At 67.4% G+C, this 21,939-nt stretch carries 20 protein-coding genes; 6 read left to right on the top strand and 14 right to left on the bottom strand.

The features are described from left to right. The first annotated feature begins 1 nt into the window (after nt 1). Together GII31_RS13970 and GII31_RS13965 are read left to right on the top strand one after the other, a co-directional pair. The gene (locus tag GII31_RS13970; protein ID WP_213243988.1) at nt 2–817 is read left to right on the top strand and encodes a serine hydrolase domain-containing protein; all 816 of its coding nucleotides are present in this window, start codon (nt 2–4) and stop codon (nt 815–817) included. A gap of 106 nt (nt 818–923) precedes the next feature. Continuing rightward, nucleotides 924–1,442 carry a DUF3145 domain-containing protein gene (locus tag GII31_RS13965; RefSeq protein ID WP_213243986.1) on the top strand — a complete coding sequence of 173 codons (519 nt, stop codon included), beginning with the start codon at nt 924–926 and terminating at the stop codon, nt 1,440–1,442. Nucleotides 1,443–1,757: 315 nt separating this feature from the next. Here the strand turns inward: GII31_RS13965 and GII31_RS13960 are convergent, their stop codons facing one another. From GII31_RS13960 to GII31_RS13930, 7 genes are all read right to left on the bottom strand, one after another. Then, nucleotides 1,758–3,209, bottom strand: coding sequence for an acyl-CoA carboxylase subunit beta (locus tag GII31_RS13960; protein ID WP_260839991.1), 1,452 nt, complete (start codon nt 3,207–3,209; stop codon nt 1,758–1,760). Between the two features lie 38 nt (nt 3,210–3,247). Beyond that, nucleotides 3,248–4,513 (bottom strand): KasA/KasB family beta-ketoacyl-ACP synthase, encoded by a 1,266-nt coding sequence (locus GII31_RS13955; protein ID WP_213243976.1) that lies wholly within the window; start codon nt 4,511–4,513, stop codon nt 3,248–3,250. Nucleotides 4,514–4,516: 3 nt separating this feature from the next. Continuing rightward, entirely contained in the window at nt 4,517–4,825 is a 309-nt protein-coding gene (gene acpM / locus GII31_RS13950; RefSeq protein ID WP_213243974.1) for a meromycolate extension acyl carrier protein AcpM, read from the bottom strand. A gap of 139 nt (nt 4,826–4,964) precedes the next feature. Then, nucleotides 4,965–5,873: an ACP S-malonyltransferase gene (locus GII31_RS13945; RefSeq protein WP_213243972.1), complete on the bottom strand. Its 909-nt coding sequence runs from the start codon at nt 5,871–5,873 to the stop codon at nt 4,965–4,967. Nucleotides 5,874–6,066: 193 nt separating this feature from the next. After that, nucleotides 6,067–7,338, bottom strand: coding sequence for a PucR family transcriptional regulator (locus GII31_RS13940; protein WP_246221876.1), 1,272 nt, complete (start codon nt 7,336–7,338; stop codon nt 6,067–6,069). Nucleotides 7,339–7,431: 93 nt separating this feature from the next. Continuing rightward, nucleotides 7,432–10,191 carry a pyruvate dehydrogenase (acetyl-transferring), homodimeric type gene (aceE, locus tag GII31_RS13935; protein WP_260840510.1) on the bottom strand — a complete coding sequence of 920 codons (2,760 nt, stop codon included), beginning with the start codon at nt 10,189–10,191 and terminating at the stop codon, nt 7,432–7,434. Between the two features lie 20 nt (nt 10,192–10,211). Further along, nucleotides 10,212–10,442, bottom strand: coding sequence for a hypothetical protein (locus tag GII31_RS13930; RefSeq protein WP_213243966.1), 231 nt, complete (start codon nt 10,440–10,442; stop codon nt 10,212–10,214). A 137-nt stretch (nt 10,443–10,579) separates the two neighbouring features. Here GII31_RS13930 and GII31_RS13925 point away from each other — a divergent pair, with 137 nt between their 5' ends. Then, nucleotides 10,580–11,029, top strand: coding sequence for a DUF3052 domain-containing protein (locus GII31_RS13925; protein WP_213243964.1), 450 nt, complete (start codon nt 10,580–10,582; stop codon nt 11,027–11,029). Next, nucleotides 11,026–11,490 carry a peroxiredoxin gene (locus GII31_RS13920; protein WP_213243956.1) on the top strand — a complete coding sequence of 155 codons (465 nt, stop codon included), beginning with the start codon at nt 11,026–11,028 and terminating at the stop codon, nt 11,488–11,490. The genes GII31_RS13925 and GII31_RS13920 overlap by 4 nt, the downstream gene beginning before the upstream one ends. A gap of 259 nt (nt 11,491–11,749) precedes the next feature. Here GII31_RS13920 and GII31_RS13915 read toward each other — a convergent pair whose 3' ends face one another. Next, nucleotides 11,750–12,757, bottom strand: coding sequence for an NAD(P)H-dependent glycerol-3-phosphate dehydrogenase (locus tag GII31_RS13915; RefSeq protein ID WP_213243955.1), 1,008 nt, complete (start codon nt 12,755–12,757; stop codon nt 11,750–11,752). A gap of 95 nt (nt 12,758–12,852) precedes the next feature. Further along, a complete protein-coding gene (locus GII31_RS13910; RefSeq protein WP_213243953.1) occupies nt 12,853–13,767 on the bottom strand; it encodes a PE-PPE domain-containing protein in 915 nt (304 codons plus the stop codon). 494 nt (nt 13,768–14,261) lie between these two features. Between GII31_RS13910 and GII31_RS13905 the strand changes: the two genes are divergently transcribed. Next, complete coding sequence (locus tag GII31_RS13905) at nt 14,262–14,537, top strand: hypothetical protein (RefSeq protein ID WP_213243951.1); 276 nt, start codon at nt 14,262–14,264, stop codon at nt 14,535–14,537. Nucleotides 14,538–14,802: 265 nt separating this feature from the next. Here the strand turns inward: GII31_RS13905 and GII31_RS13900 are convergent, their stop codons facing one another. Genes GII31_RS13900 through GII31_RS13880 form a run of 5 tightly spaced genes read right to left on the bottom strand, consistent with a single transcriptional unit; the run spans nt 14,803 to nt 20,136 of the window. Then, nucleotides 14,803–16,680 (bottom strand): DNA polymerase, encoded by a 1,878-nt coding sequence (locus GII31_RS13900; RefSeq protein ID WP_213243949.1) that lies wholly within the window; start codon nt 16,678–16,680, stop codon nt 14,803–14,805. A gap of 1 nt (nt 16,681) precedes the next feature. Continuing rightward, nucleotides 16,682–17,359, bottom strand: a complete 678-nt coding sequence (locus GII31_RS13895; protein ID WP_213243948.1) for a hypothetical protein — start codon at nt 17,357–17,359, stop codon at nt 16,682–16,684. Continuing rightward, nucleotides 17,356–17,544 (bottom strand): hypothetical protein, encoded by a 189-nt coding sequence (locus GII31_RS13890; RefSeq protein ID WP_213243946.1) that lies wholly within the window; start codon nt 17,542–17,544, stop codon nt 17,356–17,358. Before GII31_RS13890 ends, GII31_RS13895 begins: the two co-directional genes overlap by 4 nt. A gap of 56 nt (nt 17,545–17,600) precedes the next feature. Continuing rightward, a complete protein-coding gene (locus GII31_RS13885) occupies nt 17,601–19,571 on the bottom strand; it encodes a phage/plasmid primase, P4 family (protein ID WP_213243944.1) in 1,971 nt (656 codons plus the stop codon). A gap of 34 nt (nt 19,572–19,605) precedes the next feature. After that, complete coding sequence (locus GII31_RS13880; RefSeq protein WP_213243942.1) at nt 19,606–20,136, bottom strand: helix-turn-helix domain-containing protein; 531 nt, start codon at nt 20,134–20,136, stop codon at nt 19,606–19,608. A gap of 323 nt (nt 20,137–20,459) precedes the next feature. Here GII31_RS13880 and GII31_RS13875 point away from each other — a divergent pair, with 323 nt between their 5' ends. Beyond that, a complete protein-coding gene (locus GII31_RS13875) occupies nt 20,460–21,854 on the top strand; it encodes an IS1380 family transposase (protein WP_260839989.1) in 1,395 nt (464 codons plus the stop codon). The last annotated feature ends 85 nt before the right edge of the window (nt 21,855–21,939 follow it).

The raw sequence follows: 21,939 nt of genomic DNA, 5'->3' as shown, positions 1-21,939 counted from the left end.
TGTGCCAAGTCTGGAATCGCTGAGCACCTGGCCCGTCGGCTCGGTATCGGCGGCGATCATCACGGCCGACGGCGTTGTCGAGGAGTACGGCAACACGTCGGCCGTTTTCTCGCTCGCCTCGGTCACCAAGCTACTCGTCGCGCAGGCCGTACTCGTCGCGGTGGAGGAGGGGGCGATCGAACTCGACTCCCAGGCGGGACCGCCCGGGTCCACGGTCGCCCATCTGCTGGCGCACGCATCCGGGCTGGCCTTTGCCACGCGGGATATCGAGGCGCCGGTCGGAACCAGGCGTATCTATTCGAGTGCCGGCTTCGAGGTCCTCGCCGACACCGTGCAGGAGGCCACCGGTATCGAATTCGCCGAATACCTGCGGCAGGCGGTCTGCGAGCCGCTCGGGATGGCCTCGACGCAACTCGCCGGGCCGGCCGGGCACGGGGCGCGGTCGAACGTCGACGATCTGGCGCGGTTCACCCGCGATCTGCTGAGTCCTTCGGTGCTGTCCGGGAAACTCGCCGGACAGGCGCGCCGGGTGTGGTTTGCTGGTTTGGACGGGTTTGTGCCCGGCTACGGCAAGCATCGGCCCAACGACTGGGGATTGGGGTGCGAGATTCGATCACACAAGGCGCCACACTGGACCGGTCGGCACAACTCGCCGGATACTTTTGGGCATTTTGGACAATCTGGCACTTTCTTGTGGGTCGATCCTGCGCTGGGTGCCGGATGCGTGGTACTCACAGATCGTGACTTCGGATCGTGGGCCAAGCCGCTGTGGGGAGACTTCAACGATAGTGTTGTCAGGAGTCTCACTGAAAACTAGCGCAACACACGCCACTTGAGGCACAATAGGCAACAGTAGTAGTTCCGGGGTATCGACGAGGTGTGTTGGGGAAGACGTTCCTCGTCGAAACCCGGAGGTGAAACCAGTGCGCAATCTGAATCAGTTTGCGGAACTGACGACAGGAGTGGTGTACATCCACTCCGCGCCCGTCGCGCTGTGCCCGCATGTGGAGTGGGCCTTGTCGTCGACGCTGAATGCGCGCGCGAACCTCAAGTGGGGGGCGCAGGAAGCGGAAGTAGGTCTGCAGCGGGCCACGGTCGATTGGACCGGACCCGTCGGCACGGCCGCACGACTTACCGTCGCGTTGCGTGAATGGTCCGCGCTGCGCTTCGAAGTCACCGAAGACGCCAGCGAAGGCGTGGACGGTGAACGGTACAGCTACGTACCCGGCCTCGGCCTGTGGCGTGGTTCCATGAGCGCCAATGGCGACGTGGTCCTCGGCGAGATGCAGCTGCGTACTCTTCTCGACTCCCAGCCCGACGGCTCCGGTCTTGCCGGCGCCATCGAAGCCGCCCTCGGCACCGCATGGGACGTCGCCCTGGAGCCCTACCGCATCGGGGGAGCGGGTGCCGAAGTCACCTGGCTCACCCAGAGAGTTGGATAGGTGGTGGGCCTCTCCGCTGCGCTTATCACCACTCTTCCCTCGTCGCACTCGGTAGCAAGCTCCCTCGCACTCCTCAATCCAGAGCGGCGACGCTCTGAACCCAACACCGCGACCGAGATCGTGACCAATAATGTAGGGCCTCTCACCAGCTGGTGAGAGGCCCTGCATCACTTGCGCCGCATCTTGGCCGCGTGTTGTGGGTCGGAGGCGGAGCGTCGCCGCTCTGGACCGAGGAGAGCGCCGGGGGAGCTTGCGAGCCCGCACGAACGACGAGGAAGAGCGGTGGTAGGCGCAGCCGGAGAGCCCACAACACAATTACAAGGGTATGTTCTTGTGGCGGCCGCGGCGGGCGGGGGCGGCGGCCAGCGCTTCGGCGATGATGCTGCGGGTCCTGGCGGGGTCGATGATCTCGTCGACGACGCCGATGGACTGGGCGCGGCCGACACCGCCCGCGATGGCCTCGTGTTCGGCGGCGAGGCGGTCGTGGAGGACTTCGCGTTCGTCGTCGGGGGCGGCGGCGAGGGCCTTCTTGTGCAGGATGCCGACGGCGGCCTTGGCACCCATGACGGCGACTTCGGAGCCGGGCCAGGCGAATACGGCGGTGGCGCCGAGCGCACGGGAGTTCATGGCGATATAGGCGCCGCCGTAGATCTTGCGGGTGACGAGGGTGACGCGGGGAACGGTGCACTCGGCGAACGCGTGCAGCAGTTTGGCTCCGCGGCGCACGACACCGTCCCATTCCTGACCCACGCCGGGCAGATAGCCGGGTACGTCGGTGAGGACGATCAGGGGGATGCCGAAGGCGTCGCACAGCCGGACGAAACGCGATGCCTTCTCGGCGCTTTCGGAGTTGAGGCAGCCGCCCATGCGCAGTGGGTTGTTGGCGATGACGCCGACGCTGCGGCCGGCGAGCCTGCCGAATCCGACGACGATGTTGGGCGCCCATTTGGCCTGGATCTCCTCGAACGAGGAGATCGTGGTGTCGCGGTCGGAGTCGAGCTGAGTGTCGAGAAGTTGCTCGATGATGGGGTGCACGTCGTAGGCGCGGCGTGGTGATTCGGGGAGCAGTGCGCGCAGATCGCTGTCGCCGGCGGCGGCGTGGGCGGAGTTGAAATTGCCCTGCCGGCTGAAGGTGGACACGAGACGGCGTGCGCGCCGGTAGGCGTCGGGTTCGGAGTCGGCGACGATATGGCAGACACCGGACTTCTTGCCGTGGGTTAGTGGACCGCCGAGCGATTCCATGTCGACATCCTCGCCGGTCACGCTCTTGACGACGTCGGGTCCGGTGACGAAGACCCGGCCGGCGGGGGCCATGATGACCACGTCGGTGAGCGCGGGCCCGTAGGCGGCGCCACCGGCGGCGAAGCCGACGACGACGGAGATCTGCGGGATGTAACCCGATGCGCGCACCATCGCCTCGAAGACGCCGCCGACCGCGTGTAGCGCCTCGACGCCCTCGGCCAGCCGAGCACCACCGGAGTGCCAGATCCCGATGACCGGGGCCTGCTCGGCGATGGCGGTGTCGATGGCGTTGACGATGTGCTTGCACCCGACGATCCCCATGGCACCGCCCATCACGGTGCCGTCGGTGCAGTAGGAGACGGTGCGCACACCGTTGACCAGGCCGACGGCCGCCTGCACTCCCGATCTGTCGCGCGGGTGAAGCAGCGACATGGTGCCTTCGTCGAAGAAGTTGGTGAGGCGCAGCAGCGGATCGCGAGGATCCGCTGAGTCTTCACGGCCGTGGATGGGAGCCAATGTGGTCATCGGTGTCTCCTGGGGGATGTCGGGTGTGGGTGCGGCCCTCAGTAGCGGCCGAAGGCGATCGCCACGTTGTGGCCGCCGAAACCGAACGAGTTGTTGAGGGCGTACTCGATCTGGAGAGACCGGGGCTCGCCGTGCACCACGTCGAGGTCGATCTCGGGGTCCTGGTTGTCCAGGTTGAGGGTGGGCGGAATGACGCCTTCCTCGATGGATTTGACCGTCAGCGCCGATTCGAGCGCCCCGACTGCGCCGATCGAGTGGCCGAGGGCCGATTTGGGTGCGTAGATCGCGGCGTGGTTTCCGATTGCCGAGTGGATGCCGACGGCTTCGGCGGTGTCGCCGATGGGCGTGGCGGTGGCGTGCGCGTTGACGTGGGTGATGTCCGATTTGGTCAGGCCCGCTGTCTGCAGGGCCCTGACCATCGCGCGGGCGTTGCCCTGACCGCTGGGGTCGGGGGCGACGAGATGGAAACCGTCGGAGGTGATTCCGGCGCCGAGGACGCGGGCATGGATGTGTGCGCCGCGGGCCTTGGCGTGGTCCTCGCGTTCGATGATCAGCAGCGAGGCCGCCTCGCCGAACACGAACCCGTCGCGATCCTTGTCGAACGGCCGCGATGCCGCTGCCGGGTCGTCGTTGCGGGTGCTCAGCGCCCGCATCATCGAGAACGCGGCGATCGGCAGGGCCTCGATGCGACCCTCGACGCCGCCGCACATGACCATGTCGGCGTCGCCCATGACGATGTGCCGCCACGCGTGTGCGATGGCCTCGGCGCCCGACGAACATGCGGACACGGGCGTGATGGCCCCTGCGCGGGCTCCGATATTGAGCGCTGCCACCGCAGCCGGCCCGTTGGGCATACCCATCTGTACCGCCAGCGGCGATACCTTGCGGTAGTTCTTGGTCTCCCGCATCAGGACGGTGTTCTCGACCATCGAGTCGCTGCCGCCTTGGCCCGTGCCGATGATGACCGCGAGGCGTTCGGGGTCGACGTCGGGGGTGCCGGCCTGTTCCCACAGGCGTTTGCTCATGACGTGCGCGACGCGCTCGACGTAGGCCATCCGGCGTGCCTCGACCCTGCTGACCTCGTCGGCCGGATCTTGCACGAGGCGGCCACCGATGCGGACCGGCAGGTTGTATTCCTCGATGAACGGGTCGGTGAGTTCGCGGATGCCGCTCTCACCCGCCAGCAGGTTCTTCCAGGTGGAGTCGAGATCTTCCCCGAGGCTGGTGGTGGCCACCATCGAGGTGACCACCACGCTCGGAAAGTTCCCACCCAGAGTGGAGTACTCGCGCAGGGAACCGCTCACTTGTCAGGCGTCCTTTTTGTCCGCGTCGAGGGTCGCTGCGATGGCGGCTGCGGCTTCGGGGTTCTCGGACTCGAGCTTCTGGATGTAGGCGACGGCGTCGCCGACGGTGCGCAGTCCGGCGAGGTCCTCGTCGGGGATCTTCACGCCGTACTTGTCCTCGGTCTGGACGGCGATCTCGACCATGGACAGCGAATCGATGTCGAGGTCGTCGACGAACGACTTCTCGATCGTCACCTCGGACGGCTCGATGCCGGTCACCTCCTCGACGATCTCGGCGATGCCGGCAATGAGTTCTTCCTGGGTGGCGGCCACTATGTGGCTCCCTTCTGGTGGGTGTTGCTGGTTGTTTGGTCCGGAGCAACCCGCGCCCACGCGTCATCGGCGGGGACGGGCGCTTGGATGACCGGGGACCGGTCTCCGGGTGATCACGGCCGGCGGAGGCCGCGATCAACTATCCAAGTTCGGTGAGGGTATCGAGATCCTCGGGCGTCTTGAGTGCGCGACCGGGAATCCCTTTCAGTTCTCGTCGGGCGATACCGACCAATGTCCCGGCGGGCGGCAACTCGACGATGGCGGTGGTGCCGAGTTCACGTAGTCGGGCCGAGCACAGGTCCCACCGCACCGGGCGGGTGACCTGCCCCACGAGTTTGTTCAGCGCGTCGGCGCCGTTCGTTACAGGTAGGCCGTCGGAGTTGGACAGCAGGGTGGTGGCCGGGTCGGACGGGGTGATCGCCGCGGCGGCCTCGGCGACGGCCTCGCGGGCCGAGGCCATGTACTCGGTGTGGAACGCGCCGGCGACGGCGATCGGGCGGACGCGGGCCCTTTCCGGCGGGTTGGCGACGAGTTCGTCGATCGCCTCGACGGCACCGGCGGCGACGATCTGGCCGGCGGCGTTGCGGTTGGCCGGAATGAGGCTGAGCTCGTCGAGGCGGGCCAGGACGGCCTCCTCGGCGCCGCCCAGCACCGCGGCCATCGTGGTGGGTTCGGTAGCGCAGGCCTGCGCCATGGCGTCGCCGCGCACTGCGGCCAGGGTGACGGCCTCGTCGGCGCTGATCACGCCCGCGATGGCGGCCGCGGTGAGCTCACCCACGGAGTGGCCGGCGACGACGGTGTCGGCGGGCAGGGTGCCGCGTTTGGAGAGTTCGTCGTAGGCCAGCAGCGATGCGGCGACGATCAGGGGCTGCGTGACGGCAGTGTCGGTGATCTCGTCGGCGGTGGCGGTGGTGCCGAGCCGTTCGAGGTCCAGGCCCGCGAGTTTGGACCAGGTGGCGAGCTGATCGCGGACTCCCGGCAGCTCGAGCCATGGGGCGAGCATTCCGGGCGTTTGTGAGCCCTGTCCGGGCGCGAGGATCGAAAGCACGTGACCAGAGAACACCTTCGTGACGGGATTTGTGGGTGCTGTTGAGCATGAACCTTACCGCATCGTTTTGTAGGAACTCTACAAAACGCCTTGTTGCGGACTCTTCTCGTCATAGGCCTGTGATGTGTTACTCAGTCGTGCCTTCATCTATAGTGCTGCGGCAAAGGCATGACAGGACTGTGACATGTGTTACTTATGTGGTTATTGTGGTGGATTTGTTTCCTAAGCGTGTCAAACGTCCTACTGTGCTCGCGACCCGCAGGACGTAGGCGTCGCGGGCGTTGGTCGGGTCACGTCCTGTGATGTCTGCAATTTTCTTTAGGCGATATCGGACAGTATTCGGGTGGATGTATAGACCCCGCGCGCAGGCCTCGATCGACCCACCCGAGTCGAGATACGCGTCGAGGGTCGGCACCAGCGTCTCACCACCCCTGACCAGCGGCTCGATCAACATGGCGGTCATGGTCTCGATGGCCATCGGGTCGCCGTTGAGGGCACGCTCGGGCAGCAACTCGGAACTGTGCACCGGCCGCGGTGCGTTGGGCCAGCCCGGCACCGCACTGATCGCCGCCATCGCCTCCAGGGCACTCGCGTGGGCGCTGCCGAGATTGGGGGCGGTCGGTCCGATCACCACCGCGCCGTCGGCGAAATGACGGAGCAACGCCACCGCGAACCGCTCGGTCGGATACAACGGCCCACTGATGATTGTCACCAGCAGCGAACCCTGCACCACCGACAGCGCCGACCGGTTGAACGACTTGGCCGTCGAATGAATGGACAACGGCACCGAGACGTTCTGCTCCGGTGGTGGGGCACCCACGATCACCGTCGCGGGGGCGTCCGAGGCCCAACTCAGCGCCGCGGCGCGCGAGAGCAGCTCCGGGCCGCTGTCACCGCGGACCACGGCGTCGACCACCAGCGCCTCCAATCGCGAATCCCACGCGCCGCGGGACTCCGCCGCCGACGCGTAGATGGCCGCCGCGGCGAATCCGATCTCGCGGCCGTACCGCAGAATGGCCTCCGTCAGCGCCCGCAGCTGGGCGTCGTTGCGGGCCAGGGCGGGCAGCCAGGTCTCGAAGAACTCCATCGCCACCCGGACCATCTCGACCGTCTGCAACAGCGAGATGCGTCTGGCCAGATCCTGTGGCACCTCCTGGAATGCTTCCACGGTGAACTTCACATCACCCTCGGAGTCCTGCAACCACTCCACGAAGTTCACAACAGCGGTCTGGACCACCAACTGAACACTGGCCCGCTGGGCGGCGTCGAGTTCGGCGAAATACGGCAACTGCTCCTGCATCGAACCGATCGCCTCGGTCGCCAGCCGGCCGCTGTACTGCTTGAGACGGCGCAGCAGTCCGTCCGCGAACGCCTCGTGCAGGGTGTCGTGCGCGTCGGTGGTGGTGACGAAGCGGTTGCTGCGGATACGCGGCGCCGCCGATCGAGGGCCGGACTTCTCGGGCATGTTCCCAATGTAGGTCGTGCGCAAGGCTGTGCGTCGGGCATCGGCCGGTGGGCCCGAAGACGGTTCCGGGCCCACCGGACGATGCCGGACGGGTTACGCGCTGCCGGGGTCGCTGGTCTGTGCCGGAGCGGCCGTGACGTCGGTGATCCGGTACTTGTCGGCCGCTGCGGCGGCCACCGAGACGTCGAGGTGTCCGTCCCGGGCGAGAGCGACGAGCACCGCCACCACGATCGACTCGGCGTCGACGTTGAAGAACCGGCGGGCGGCGGGCCGGGTGTCGGAGAATCCGAACCCGTCGGTGCCCAAGGTGAGATAGGTGCCGGGCACGTACGCCCGGATCTGATCGGTCACCCCGCGTTCGTAGTCGCTGACTCCGACGAACGGGCCCTCGGCGGACGAGAGCGCCGTGGTCAGGAACGGCTGCGCCACCTCGGACCCGGGTTCGCGTACCGAGTCGCGGTCCAGGGCCCGGCCGTCACGGGCCAGTTCGTTCCACGACGTCACCGAATACACGGCGGCGCCCACATCCCACTCGTCGGCCAGGATCTGCGCGGCGCGCAGCGCTTCGGGCATCGTCACCCCGGACACCAGGATGTTGGCCGGATGCTTCTTGCCGACCGGGGCCGACATATACCGGTAGATGCCCTTGAGCAGGCTTTCGACGTCCACGTCGTCGGGCTGCGACGGTTGCAGGATCGGCTCGTTGTAGACGGTGATGTAGTAGTAGATGTTCTCCGGGTTGTCGCCGAACATGCGCTTGAGTCCGTCGGCGATGATGTGGCCGAGCTCATAGGCGAAGGCCGGGTCGTAGGCGACCACCGACGGGTTGGTCGCGGCCAGCAGATGCGAGTGGCCGTCGGCGTGCTGCAGACCCTCACCGGTGAGCGTGGTACGCCCGGCGGTGGCGCCGATGACGAAACCGCGCGCCATCTGATCGGCCGCCGCCCAGAAGTTGTCGCCGGTGCGCTGGAAGCCGAACATCGAATAGAAGATGTACAGCGGGATCATCGGCTCGTCATGGGTGGCGTAGGAGGTGCCGACGGCGACGAATGAGGCCGTCGAACCGTCCTCGTTGATGCCCTCGTGCAGGATCTGGCCCTGAGCGCTCTCCTTGTAGGCGAGCATCAGATCGGCGTCGACCGAGGTGTAGAGCTGCCCGTTGCGGTTGTAGATCTTGAGTGTCGGGAACCAGCTGTCCATACCGAAGGTGCGTGCCTCGTCGGGGACGATCGGTACGATGCGGTGGCCGATCTCCTTGTCGCGCAACAGGTCCTTGAAGATGCGGACCAGTGCCATGGTGGTGGCCACCTGCTGTTTGCCCGAGCCCTTGGCCGCGGTCTTGAGCGCCCGCGACACATCGGGGTGCAGCGGCTTGGCGGTGGTGCGCCGACTCGGCAGGAAACCGCCGAGCGACTTGCGCCGATCGAGCATGTACTGGATCTCGGGAGCATCCGGCCCCGGGTGGTAGTACGGCGGCAGGTACGGATTCTCCTCGAGCTGGGCATCGGTGATCGGGATCCGGGTGCTGTCGCGGAAGTCCTTGAGATCGTTGAGCGTCAGCTTCTTCATCTGGTGGGTCGCGTTGCGGCCCTCGAAGTGTTTGCCGAGCGTGTAGCCCTTGATGGTCTTGGCCAGGATCACCGTCGGCTGCCCCTTGTGGGCCATCGCCTTGGCGTAGGCGGCGTACACCTTGCGATAGTCGTGGCCACCGCGTTTGAGGTTCCAGATCTGCTGGTCGGTGAGGTCCTTGACCAGGTTCTTGGTGCGCGGGTCACGTCCGAAGAAGTGCTCCCGCACGAATGCGCCGTCGTTGGCCTTGTAGGTTTGGTAGTCGCCGTCGGGGGTGGTGTTCATCAGGTTGACCAGTGCGCCGTCACGGTCGGCGTGCAGCAGGGCGTCCCATTCGCGGCCCCAGACCACCTTGATCACGTTCCAGCCGGCCCCGCGGAAGTACGCTTCGAGTTCCTGGATGATCTTGCCGTTGCCGCGTACCGGGCCGTCGAGGCGTTGCAGGTTGCAGTTGACGACGAAGGTCAGATTGTCCAGACCCTCCAGCGCGGCCATGCTGGCGTACGCGCGCGACTCCGGCTCGTCCATCTCGCCGTCACCGAGGAACGCCCACACGTGCTGGTCGGAGGTGTCCTTGATACCGCGGTCGTGCAGGTAGTGGTTGAACCTGGCCTGGTAGATGGCGTTCATCGGGCCCAGACCCATCGACACCGTGGGGAACTCCCAGAACTCCGGCATCAGGTGCGGGTGCGGATACGAGGGCAGGCCGCCGCCGAGCCCGGCGTGGCTGCGTTCCTGCCGGAAACCGTCCAGGCGGTGCGCGTCGAGGCGGCCCTCCAGGAAGGCGCGGGCGTAGATGCCGGGGGAGGCGTGTCCCTGGACGAAGATCTGGTCACCGCCGCCGGGGTGGTCCTTGCCGCGGAAGAAGTGGTTGAAACCGACCTCGTACAGCGACGCCGACGAGGCGTACGTAGAGATATGACCGCCGACGCCGACCCCGGGACGCTGGGCCCGGTGCACCATGATGGCCGCGTTCCAGCGGATGAACTGCCGGAATTTGCGTTCGAGATCCTCGTCGCCGGGGAACCACGGCTCGTTTTCGGTGGGGATGGTGTTGACGTAGTCGGTGGAGGTCAGGGCGGGGATCGAGACGTTCTTCTCGTTCGCACGCTCGAGCATGCGCAGCAGCAGATAGCGGGCACGGCCCGGGCCCGCGGCGGTGAGGAGCTGGTCGAACGAATCGAGCCATTCGCCGGTCTCTTCCGGGTCGATGTCCGGCAGATACGACGCGACACCTTCGCGGATGACCCGCACGCGGTTCTTCGCGGCTTCGGTGGTGGGCATCGACTGATTCAACTGGTCGGTCACGTTGCTGACAGCTCCTCGTTTCTCGGCCGGCGCATCTGGTGGTCGCCGGCGACTCGGATCACCCGGCCCGGTGGAACCGGTGCCGACCGATCGTGCTGTGGGTTGATCGTGTTGTGGTCGATCAATGGAACCGGCGTCGTGATGTGGGCCACGCCGGTTCCATCCAATATCGTGCCCCATTTCGTTCGGAACGTCGTTGTTACCGTGCGGTACGCGAGGTTGGTCACGACGAAAGGCCCAAATTCGTCCGCAGGTCGCCCGTGCGTCTTGCCCCGGCGACCTCTAGGCTGTTCCTATTGTCAGATATCGCCGGGAGAATGTCCCGGTGGATACCGAACATCGAGAACTTGGGAGGTCGCGCGCGGTGGTTGCCGCCACAGAGTCCGGTAATACCGAAGGGGAGAGCCCGGCACAGGTCGGACGCAAGCTGGGTTTCACTCTCGGCCTGGTCGTCCAGGAACGCGGCTGGGACGAGGACACCGACGACAAACTCCGTATCGCCATCGAGGACGCGATCGACGCCGAGATGCTCGACGAGGATTCCGACGACGTCGCCGACGTCGTGGTCCTGTGGTGGCGCGATGACGACGGAGACCTGGTCGACGGCCTGATCAATGCCATCGCCCCGCTCGCGGACGACGGGTTCGTGTGGGTGTTCACGCCGAAGACAGGCCAGGACGGCTACGTCGACCCGGCCGACATCTCCGAGGCCGCCTCGACGGCCGGCCTCACGCAGACGAGCGTGGTCAATTTCGGCACCTGGTCGGGTTCGCGGCTGGTGCAGCCTAAATCGCGGACCGGCAAACGAGCATGAGCGGTCCGCTCGCGGTGGGTGGGCAGGCACCGGAATTCGAACTGCGCGACCAGAACATGCGGAAGGTGTCGCTGTCCGCGTTACGCGCGGACCGCCGCGTCCTGCTGGTGTTCTTCCCGCTCGCGTTCACCGGCACCTGTCAGGGCGAGCTCGGCCATATCCGGGACAACCTCGACTCGTTCAGCAACGACGAGGTGACCACCGTCGCCATCTCCGTCGGACCCCCGCCCACCCACAAGGTGTGGGCGTCGGCGCAGGGTTTCCTGTTCCCGATCCTGTCGGACTTCTGGCCGCACGGGGAGGTGGCCCGGGCCTACGGGGTGTTCAACGAGACCAGCGGATACGCCAACCGCGGCACCTTCCTCGTCGAGCGTGACGGCACCATCGCCTTCGCCGACGTCATCGGCCCGGGGGAGTCCCGCGATGAGGCGGTCTGGACCAAGGTCCTGGCCGCCGTCTGATCGCCGGACCACGCGCTTGGTCCCGCCCGGCGAGACGGACGGGTCTCCACCACCATCGTCGCGGGGCGATCGACATCCCATGGGTCAGGGTCGCCGAGTCGTCGGCAATGGATGTGACGTCGACTCCGACGGTATGCTAGAAGACTCGCCGACTCACCTCACGTCCGGCTGACCGGCGGGTGCATTCCGGGCAAGCTGTCGATGTCCGCCGCTCGTGGTGATTGCCGGTGCCCCGGACGGGCACAGCCGACGCGGCGGCTCAGCCGACGTCGGTTTCGGTTCCGGGGGTGACCCGGAGCAGGCCGCGGTAGGCCTGGGCGGGGGTCATCTGGCCCTGTACGACGGCGGCGACGGTCTCGGCGATCGGCATCGCGACGTTGAACTCGGTGGCCAGTTCCAGCACCGTCGGCGCGGTTTTGGCGCCCTCGGCGACCTGGCCGAGTTCGGTGACGGCCTCCTCGGTGGTGCGTCCCTGGGCGAGCAGTTCGCCGAGGCGGCGGTTGCGGGAGCGGGGGCTGGTGCAGGTGGCGATGAGGTCGCCCATGCCGGTGAGCCCGGCGAACGATCGGGGATTGGCGCCCATCGCCTCACCCAGACGGGTCATCTCGGCCAAGCCGCGGGACAGGACCATGGCCCGCGTGTTGTCGCCGACGTCGAGACCTTCGGCCATGCCGCTGGCGATGGCGACGATGTTCTTGAGGATGCCGCCGAGTTCGCAGCCCAGGACGTCGTCGTTGCGGTACACACGAAAGACCTTCGAGGTGAACAGCGGTTGCAGCGCGGTGGCCACCCGCTCGTCCTCGGTGGCGATGACGGCGGCCGCCGCCTTGCCCTCGGCGATCTCGCCCGCGATATTGGGGCCGGCCAGCAATCCCACCGGATGACCGGGCAGGCATTCGGCGATCACCTCGGTCGGCCGGCGCCGCGTTCCCGGTTCCAGTCCCTTGGCCAGGGAGATCGCCGGCACCCACGGTCGCAGTTCGGGGGCGAGCGGTCCGAGGGTTTCGCGCATCGCATGCGAGGGGATACCGACGGCCAGCACATCGGCGAAGTCGGCGAGTTCGGCCAGGTCGGTGGTGGCACGCAGCGAGTCGGGCAGTGGTATGTCACCGAGGTACCGGCTGTTGCGTTGCCGGGTGTTGATGTCGTCGGCTGTGGCGCTGTCTCGGGCCCAGACGAGGGTGGGGGTGTTGCGGGCGGCCAGCGCGGCGACCGAGGTTCCCCACGACCCTCCGCCGAGCACGGCCACTCTCAATGAACGGGACAACCTTCGACTCCTTCGTTGGGGGTTCGTCGAGTCATTGAACCGCACGGGACGCCCGATCACGGCCGGTTTCGGAGATCACGTGGGCGTCGGCGAGATCACGCCGCCGACGCGTGCGAGCGGGCGGGCGGGGGCGCCACCGGATGGGGACGGCCGGTGTCGTCGCTCCCGGTGAATGTGGCCTGCACCTGAAGCCACATCGCCAACGTCTGGCAGCCGGTCACCTCGGCGTCGGTGAGCGGGGTTTGCCCGTACGGCGTGGCCGCGTACGAGGTATGTTGTCCGCCTTCGGTGTTGGCCAGTCGAACCCGATGCCAGCCGAGTGTGCGTGGCAGATAGCCACGAACCTCGCGCCAGGCGGTGGCGATCCGCCCAGGATCGCGGCGCCACTGTTCCGGTGATACCGAGGTGGCATCGGCGTTCTGAAGGTCGTTGTGAGACAATCGTTCCCGTATCTGCGACCACCATCTCAGAGGGTGATGCAAGGACATGGTGCCGGTGAGATCGGCGATATCGCGCAGCAAGGAATCCGGGCTCGCGTTGCAGATCATGTCGTTGCGGGCACCGATCCAGAACACCGGGACCGAGGCGGGCAGCGGCTCGCCGGGGCCCGCCACACCCCAGCCGTGGCAGCCGGGAACACCACCGGGCGGCTGGTGCGGGTCGGCGACCAGGCCCATGCCGATGATCGGCTCGCACTGCCCGGCGGTCAGGGCGGCGGCGAATCGCCGCACCACGACCGCGCCCTGCGAATAGCCGAGCAGCGCGACATCCCCGGCGCACTCGCCGAACGCGGCGGCCAGGTTGGCGACGCCGCCGTCGACGCTCTCGGCATAGCTGAGGCCGTCGCGCTGCGGAACCGGACCGTAGCTGGCGGCATACGGCACCCATTGCGCGGTGAACCGGTCGTCGAGGCAGTCGGTGACCGCCGACAGCAGACCGATGACCTCGGTGCGCGAATCTCCCGCAAACGACTCGCCGGTGCCGCCGACGGCCAGGACCGTGATACCCATGAAGCCGATGGTGCGCCCGCATCCGTGGAAGGGGGCAAGACCAGGCTGAGCTTTCACTGTGAATGGTGATGGCCGCAGGCATCGTGCGGGGCGGCCCCGGACCTCCGACAGGTGCCGGGGCATCGGTACGCCGAGGGTGACAGCTCTCCCGATCGTCCGTTTTCACAGTATCGGGTAGGCGTCGGATCAACGAGTCAGGGCCGGTCCCCCCGTAGTGGAAAACCGGCCCTGACCTGCGAAGTCGGTGCGCGCAAAGGGATTTGAACCCCTGACCGCTGGTGTGTAAAACCAGTGGTAATCGTGTTTTCGCAGGCTGAGAGCGTTTTCTCAGCGGGGAGTGGCGGTACCCACCAGGGGGTTTCGTGAGAATCGGCGCAGGGTTGTGTCAACTCTGTGTCACATCGGGGCGGTGACACAGAGGACGTGACGCCTGTTCAGGCGGCAGTTGGCGCGGCGGGTGGTGCGCGATTCGGTGGGCGGTAGAGCATGGAGGCATGACCGATGACACCGCAGCCTCCCGCCCTTCTGCTCTCGACATCGTGAGGGCCTTTGCCGACGACGGCGGCGATCTCATCGCGCTCCATCGGCTCGCGCGGGCGCGAGCTGGCGGTGCCGTCGAGCTGAGCGGGCCGGGGAGTGCGGTGAGCCTCGTATGGGGGCAAGGGCGGGACGAGGCGGCGCTGACGCAGCTCGCGAGGGCGGCGAGGATCGAGGCTGTCGAGAGGGCTGCGCTGGCGGCTGAGCGGGCGTCTGACGAGGAGCTGGACTGAATGAGTGAGGCCCCCGGGAAGGTGTTCCCCGGGGGCCTTACTGGTGGGTGGGTCAGCCCACTTGGCACGCGTGCCTGTCGAGCCTGTCGCCGAACGCCTGTGCCTCGGCGGGCAGCTCCGCAAGCGGAACGCACGCCGAGCAACGCAGGCCGCTGAATAGCGACGCGCCCCGGTACTTGCAGCAGCTACACCGCTCCTGCCAAATCTGGTCGGCCTTGTCTGTCACCCGACCGCTGCGCAACATCATCTGAATCACCCCCTCCCCTCAATCCTTGGCGACCCACCGGGGGCCGAGCAGCGAGCCCTCCGCCGGGATGGGCACGCCCATCACTTCGCTACGCATAGTCTCCACCAGCCGGTCGAGCAGTTCCTCGGCGCGGTCCTCGGGCACTTGCAGCAGCAGCTCGTCGTGGATCGGCATGACGAGGTACTGGCCGAGTCCGGCGTCCTCGCACCGGAGGATCGCGTGGACCAGTACGTCGCGGCTGAGCCCCTGGATCACCACGTTGAGCGCCTTCCAGGCGTCGCCGGGGTCGATAGCTTGAATCCGTCCGGACGGCAGCCGCCAGATCGGGCGTCCGAGGTCGGTGGTCTGCGGAGTCAGGGTCTCACGCGCCCAGGTGCTGAGCGCCGGGTACATGCGCCCGTACGCGTCCAGTGCCGCGTTCACCGCGTCCAGGGGCAGCCCGGCCTGCTCGGCGAGGGCTTCGCCCGCTCCGCCGTACATGCGCCCCAGCACCACGCTCTTGACCGCGCCCCGGTCGGCCTTGGACGCCTGGGGGCCGTGCAGATCCCAGGCCATGAGCCAGTAGGGGCACCGGGTCCGGGGGTCCTCGCCGCCGGCCAGCGGGGCGGTGTAGAGCGGGAGGAGGCCGGGATCGCGGGTGATCGCGGCGGCGACGCGCATCTCGATGGACGAGAAGTCGGCGCTGATGAACGCCATGCCGGGGTCGGCAATGAAGCACTCGCGCACCTGCGCGGCTGCGCTGCGGCTGGGCAGGTTCTGGAAGTTGGGGTCGCTGCTGGACATGCGCCCGGTGCGCGCCTTGATGGTGTCCACCGTCGGGTGGATGCGCTCTCCGCCGGAGCGCAGGTAGCGGGTGAAGTACGTTTTGAGCAGCTTGTCGGCGGTGCGCCAGGCGAGCAGCGGCTCGGCCAGCCGGGACCCGAGCGCGGCGTACTCCGCGAGCGTCACGCTGCCGGTGGAGCGTCCGCCCTTGTCGGTGAAGTGCGGGGGCATGGCCTCGCCGTCGAGGAACGTCACAATGTCGGCGGCGCGGGAGGGGATACCGGTGAACCCGGCGGCGCGCATCTCGGCCAGCGCGGCGTCCTTCCCGCGTTGGCAGTCGTCCCGCCGAGCGACGGTAAAGTCGCGGTCGAGCCGGACTCCCCGCAGCGTCATCTCGGCGGCGATCCGGGCGACCCGATGCTCGGTGTCCACGACCTCGCCCAGCGCCAGACGGGCGATGGGTTCCAGCACCGCGACCAAGCGCGCGCTGTCGGCGATGTCAGCGGCGGCGTACGCGATGAACGCGATGTCAGCGAGGTCGATCTGCGCCCAACCGTTGTCCCCCGCCGTCGGGTCGGGGTTGTCGTAGACCTTCCACTGTTGGCTGAGGCCCTTCCACTTGTGCGCCGCGAAGGCGGCGTCGAGGTCGGCTTTCGCGTCCGCCGACACGGCAGAAGCACCGCACCAGGCCCTCGTCTGCGACTTCAAGTCCCGGTATCCGAGATCGGAGGTGGGCGGCTCGATGAGACTGGTCAGGATGTAGGTGTCGGCCATGCGGTCCCAGATCGACGGCAGGGAGTCGATGACCCCGACGCGGGCCAGGCGCACGGTGTCGTACGCCGCATTGTGGGCGGTCCACCGGACCGCCTCGTCGTTAAGCAGGTCGGCGGCGGCGTCCAGGGCGTTCGCGTCGGAAGCGTCGAGCACCAGGATCACGCGGGAGGTACCGAGCTGGATCGTGCGGACCGCTTCGCGCGGGTCACCGAGGTCGAGTGCGTTGGTCTCGATGTCCACGGCGGCACGCTCCCTGGGGTGCGCGGCCAGGTCTGCGCGCAGAAGCACGACTGCCTCGGACAGGTCGTCGCCAGTCGGGTACGCGTACACGTCGGCGTTGTGCAGGCTCAGGGGCTTCAAGTCAGGCTCCAATCAGGGCGGTGAGGGTGGCAGGGTCCAGGACGCTGCTGTAGGCGGTCAGGTCGGGGGCGAGGGTGAAAAGGTCGCGGTAACGAACGGCGACGTGCTCGTGCGATACCAAAACGCGCGCGAGGTGCTGCTCGGCGCGGGCAAGGTTCTGTTCGGCGTCGGAGAGGGCTATCTGCTCGGCAACGCCCGTCGCCTTCTTCGCCGCCGCACGGGTGGCGGCGGCTACGGCGGTCGTCGCGGTCTTGACCGCCGTCTTGGCCGTCCGCAGCTCCCGGTCCGCCGCGTCCTTCTCCCTGCGGCGTTCGGCGCGCTCCGGCTTCGGGACGAACACCCCGCCGTAGGGTGCCCAGTGCTCGACCGTCGGCACCACGTCGCCGCGTTCCAGCCGGTGCTCGCGCAGGGAGATACCGAGCGCATCGAGCGGGACGATCATCTGCCGGAGATATGCCCGGTACCGCTCCGGGGCGACTCCCGCCGCCTTGGCGGCGTCGGTCAGCCTCCACAGGGGGCGTGCCTCGGCTGCGGCCTGCGGAGCGGTCATACCGGGTGGCACAGCCGGGCTGATACGGATGATCGTCGGCAGCACCGGGGCCAGCAGCGCGAAGCCGGGGTGCTGGGCGCAGATCGCGTCAGCGGCGGTCTGCGCCAGCTCCAACGCGGCGGCGGTCATGGGGTAGCTCCTTCGTGCGGGAACAGGATGGGTCGCAGGTGGGCGTACGGGTCGGTCGCGCCGGTGTTCCAGTCCCGGTGCGGAAGCACCCGGACATTCAGGGCGCGGGTGCGCTGAGCACCGACGCGGATTTCCTGCACGGCGGGGAGCTGGGTCAGCCGCGACGCGAACTTGTTGCGCCCCATCGGCGTACGGGCCCCCTCGTCCCGGCACCAACGCTCGAACGCGAAGTAGAGGTGGCTCAGCGTGGCTGATCCGGGCGTGCCGGGGTCGTCCATAGCCCCAGGTGCGGGGGCCGACCGTCGGCGTCGAGAGCGGTCTCGGTGGTGCATGGCACGGTGACCGATGCGACGAAACGGGCGACCCGATCCGCGCCTGAGCGGAAGGTCTCGACGACTTCCGGGTGCGGTACCGGCGGGGTCCCTGGGTGCCGCACGAACCGGTTGAAGATGCCCGACATCTCGGCCAGCAGCCGGGCTTCCAGGGTCATGTCCTCAGAACCCAGGAAGCTCTTGACGAAAGCCACGGGGATCATGCGTGCGAACGCGGCCCCGCCCTCTGGGAGCGACGGAATCTCGTTAGACGAGAAGGCGAGCGTGGCCGTGTTTCGGAACCCGAACATGTCCTTGTTCTTCGGGTTGGCCTGAATCTGGTCACCACCCGTGAGCTGCTTGAACACGCCCAGGTCGTCGGTGTCCGCGCCCGGGAGGTCCGCGCACGAGTTCAGTAGCTTGCCGTACAGATTCACGCTGTAGTGCTCGCGGTGGAGCTGCTGCAAAGCCACGGACGACGTGCGTTCGGGGCCGGCGATCTCGGTGAGCAGTTTGAGCAGCATGCTCTTGGCCGTGCGCGGCGGCCCGACCAGCATGAGGGCGAAGCGCGGCATGGCCGACGGGTCGATCATCTGCCGACCGATGGCGTCGATCACCGCCGCCTGTTCCGGCCCGGCGCGGTCGATGATCCACTCGTCGTAGAGCGGGCACGTCGCCGCCGGGTCGTACTCGATCGGGAGTTGGATCGAGGATCGGTACTTCGGGTCGTGCGGCAGGAGCTGACCGGTGTGCAAGTCCACCATGCCGTTGCGGACGTTCACCAACGGCTCCGGCATGAGCCCGTCGGGGAGGACGACTCCCCGCACTTCGGCGTACGACCGGCACTGATCCTCGACCGCCTGCACACGGCCCGGCGTCTGGTCATCGAGCAAGGTGAGCCGGACGACAGTGCGCAGCGGGGATAGGTCGTCCAGATAGACGCCCTGCTTGGAGTACATGGCGACCGGCGAGCGCACCCCCTGGATCAGGTGGTACTGCTCCATCGCGGCGCGGGCGAGATAGTCAGGCCGGATCGCCCCGTCGGCCCAGTAGGGCTCGGTCAGCAGGAGCGCGCGGCGGGTACCGTCCGCCCCCGCACGGGCCGGAGCATTGGTCGTCTTGGCCCTCGGCTTGACCGGGGCGGGGGCGCTGATCGCGTACTCGCCGAGCGTTTCCAGCTCCCGGCCACGCCGCTCGCGGGGGTGCCCGGCGAGGTAGTCGTCCAGGCCCTCGGTGCCGGTGACGGGGAGCTGGACGAACCGCACCGACCTCGCACCCGCGCCCTTGACGTTCTTCCCCAGCAGCTCGGAGGCGGCGTACACACGCGCGTTGGTGCGGGCGTCGGCGTCGGGGATCACGATGACTTCGCGGCCCCGGAAGCGGGCGAACAGCTCCACCGGGACACCGCGCGTCCAGGAGTCGATACCGGGAATACCGATGACCGTCGCGTACCCTGCCCCGGATGGACGGGCCGCGAGCGCGGCAGCGGCGGCGCGAGACTGCTTGGTGCCCTCCACCAGCCAGACCGGGTGCAAGCGCCGACCGGTGTCGGCGATGATCCCGTACGACAGCACTCCCGGGGCGTCGGCTACCTCGGCGTCGCCCTCCGCGTCCGGGCGGCGGGGGCCGATGTACTTCATCGGTCGCCCGGTCGAGTCTGTCGGCGGGGTATGCGGGTTGAGCTGCCAGATCGCGGTGCCGTCGGCCTGCGTCCAGATGAACACCAGCCCGGTGCTCGAAGCATCCTCGCGCGCCCGGACCCACTGCAAACCCTCGGGGAACTCGGTGTCGGCGTCGTAAGAGAACGCCGCGCCGGGATGGGCGTCGAGCCAGTCGCCGTCTACGGCGTGCGCGACCAGGTGGTCGCGGTCGGCGTCGGTGAGGATTCCGGTCTCGGACACGGGAACCGCCTCTCAATCAGTAGGAATCGCGGGATCAGTGCCGGTCGGCGGCGTCGGCCTGCTCGTAGGCGTCCACGGCGTCGGACACCTGGTCGGCCAGGTCGTCGAGGCGCGAAAAGTCGGGGGCGACGGCTTCCGCGACGGTGCGGAGAGCGTCGGGCAGGTGGTCGGCGACGCGCGGGAGGGCATCGTCCACGCGTCCCAGCTCGGCCTCAGCCCGGTCGCCGGACACGGCGATCTCGCTGAGCACGTCGCGCAGTTCGTCGGCGGCGTCGCGGAGCCGGTCGGCGAGAGCGGTCCACTCCTCGGCGCTCGGCACGGAGTCGTCGCCGGTCTGTGCCCCGCGATCCTGGTCGAGCTGCGGGGCGCGGCTGATCGGCTTGCCGACGAACCGGACGCACTCGGACCAGAGGAAGCCGTGACGAGTACCCGGGGCGGTGAGCATGGGCCGGGGGTGCGCCGGGATGATCCCGGCTTCGACGCCCTCTCGGATGGTGTTCTCGCGGACACCGAGACGTGCGGCCAACTCGGCGACGGTCAGGTACGCCTCGTATTCGGTATTCATGGCGCTTGCTCCTCCTGGGGCTTCGGTAGCTGCCGCCTCGGTGGCGGTACCTACATCTTGTGCCCGTTCATCGCCCAACGCCACTAGCAGAATTACACGGAGTATCTACAATGTTTGACGTTTTACCAGCAGGAATAGACAACTTCGCGAAGTTGAATCGCCTCGTCAGGGGTGTTTCCCCGACCACAAGATGTAGTGCTGGAGGCGCACTAGCCTGGGCCTTTCACGGTAATTCCGTGTCGTTAACAAAGAATGGTGCCCTGACCTGGGATGATTGAACTTGCGAAGGTTCCAAACAGACCAGATCGAGGAGCACCATTCAGGTGAGTAAGTCTACGTCGCCGTACCCGTCAGTGTCGGTAGATGGTTCAGGAACCGGTGTCGTGTCGCATGCGGGGGCTGTGGTGTTGCTGCGTACGGCGCACAAAACTGGTCTGACCAGCACACTGTCACAGGCATTGGCGCCGTGGCGTGCGCCGATGGCAACCCATGATCCGGGCAAGATCATCGCTGATCTGGCCGTGGCGGTCGCGATCGGTGGGGACTGCCTGGCCGACATCAACCAGGTCCGCACCGATCCGGGTGTGTTCGGGCCGGTGGCCTCCGATCCGACGGTGTCACGGCTGGTCTCGACGTTGGCCGCCGATGCCACCACAGCTTTGGCGGCGATCAACACCGCACGCGCAGCCGCGCGTGCGACGGCGTGGTCCGCTGCCGGTGAGGGTGCCCCTGATCATGGCCGTGATGCCCGTGCACCGCTGATCATCGATCTCGATGCCACGTTGGTGACCGCCCATTCGGAGAAGCAGCAGGCCACCGCGACGTGGAAGAAAGGATTCGGGTTCCACCCGTTGTGCGCGTTCGTCGACCACCAGGGCGAGGGTACCGGTGAACCCCTGGCAATCGAGCTACGCCCGGGCAACGCTGGTTCCAACACCGCCGCCGACCACATCACCGTCGTCGAACAAGCGTTGACACAGATCCGGGGCACCGGCGGGTATCGGGTGGGTAAAAGCGTGTTGATCCGCACCGATTCCGCTGGTGGCACACACGATTTCCTGGACTACCTGACCCGTCGGCGCCTGTCCTATTCGGTCGGGTTCGGGCTGACCGAGACCATCGCCACCGTCATCGACCGCCTCCAACCTGCGGCGTGGACACCGGCCTATGACAGCGACGGCACCGAACGCGACGGGGCGTGGGTGGCTGAGCTGACCGGCGTGCTCGACCTGTCGGGTTGGCCCGACGGTATACGCGTGATCGTACGCAAAGAACACCCGCATCCAGGGGCGCAACTGCGCTACACCGACTCCGACGGAATGCGGTTGACCGCTTTCGCCACGAACACCACCACAGGTCAGCTCGCCGCACTGGAACTGCGCCACCGTCGTCGTGCCCGCTGCGAGGACCGCATCCGCAACGCGAAAGACTGTGGCCTGACAAACCTTCCATTGCACGGCTTCGACCAGAACCGCATCTGGTGCGCCATAGTCATGCTCGCCTGCGAACTGATCGCCTGGACCCAACTCCTCGGATTCGACGGCACCACCGCACGCCGTTGGGAACCGAAAAAACTACGACTGCACCTGTTCTCCATCGCCGCCAAGACCACCCGACACGCCCGACGCACCCGACTCAAACTCGCCACACACGCACCCGGCATACACCTACTACTGGCCGCACTCACCCGGCTGGACACCCTACCCAACCCCCGCTGACCACCCAACCAACCCGACCAACCAACACCGAAAGGACCACATTTCGGGGCCGTGAACCCCAACGCCCACCGACGCCTCGGCACAC

Origin of the sequence: Gordonia pseudamarae (assembly GCF_025273675.1) — a bacterium.
Taxonomy (GTDB): domain Bacteria; phylum Actinomycetota; class Actinomycetes; order Mycobacteriales; family Mycobacteriaceae; genus Gordonia; species Gordonia pseudamarae.
The sequence above is the reverse complement of the archived record's forward strand: the minus strand, read 5'-3'. Positions and strand labels throughout refer to the sequence as shown.